This is a genomic window from Pseudomonas sp. SDO52101_S400 (assembly GCF_054071635.1).
On record NZ_JBSVWF010000140.1, the window covers coordinates 1 to 1,023 of the forward strand.

Annotated in this window: 1 protein-coding gene; it reads right to left on the reverse strand. The window is 56.9% G+C overall.

Annotated elements, in window-relative coordinates; all coding sequences use genetic code 11:
* Positions 1-226 precede the first annotated feature (226 nt).
* On the reverse strand, positions 227-826 hold the full coding sequence (locus ACW9HX_RS29065) for an FMN-dependent NADH-azoreductase (RefSeq protein WP_007956545.1): 600 nt from the start codon (positions 824-826) through the stop codon (positions 227-229).
* Positions 827-1,023 lie beyond the last annotated feature (197 nt).

Below are 1,023 nucleotides of genomic sequence, written 5' to 3' on the forward strand. Positions count from 1 at the left end.
CAAATCTATGGCTGACACGCCCTCATCGCGGGCAAGCCCAATCCAACAGGGGATGTGCTGCGTTGCAAAAATCCCGGGCAAAAAAAAGCCCGATCTCGCTAAAGCGTTCAATCGGGCTACAGCACTCAGGAGCAACAAGTGCAAAGGGAGGTTCGATGCGCGTAGAGCCTTGAAGGGGTTGCGCCAGGTCACTAGAACAATCGGCGATTATCTGGCGATTAACATATCAAGCGACCTGGGACAGTTTGGCGTTGGCCTGGTTGAGGCCCTTCTCCTGGAAGTCGCCGCCCAGGTTCATGCCTTCGGCGTGGATGAAGGTCACGTCGTGGATACCGATAAAACCCATCACCTGACGCAGGTACGGTTCCTGATGATCCGCCGGGCCGCCGGCGTAGATGCCGCCACGAGCGGTCAGCACGTAGGCACGCTTGCCGCTGAGCAGTCCTTGCGGGCCGGTTTCGGTGTACTTGAAGGTGACGCCGGCACGCAGCACGTGGTCGAGCCAGGCTTTCAGGGTGCTTGGAATCGCGAAGTTGTACATCGGCGCGGCCATCACCAGCACGTCGGCGGCCAGCAATTCATCGGTCAATTCGTTGGAACGATCCAGCGAGGATTGCTCGCTGTCGTTACGCTGTTCGGCGGATTTCATCCAGCCGCCCAGCAGGTTGATGTCCAGGTGTGGCACCGGGTTCACGGCGAGGTCACGTACGGTGATCTGATCGGCCGGGTGTGCAGCTTTCCACTGACTGATGAAGGTCTGAGTCAGTTGACGGGATACCGAGTCTTGCTGGCGGGCGCTGCTTTCGATGATCAGAACGCGGGACATGTTGTGTAGCCTCCATCCGAGAATGTTGTAAGTCGATGGAGTGAAGGTTAAACAGAGTCGTATCGATGAAAAAGCGCAAATATTTGCTGCAAAGCATCGAAATATTCGTTTAGATGCGCCTAAGCCCTTGTGGGAGCGAGCCTGCTCGCGAAAGCGGTGTGTCAGGTGGCATAAATGTCATCTGATGCGGCCCCTTC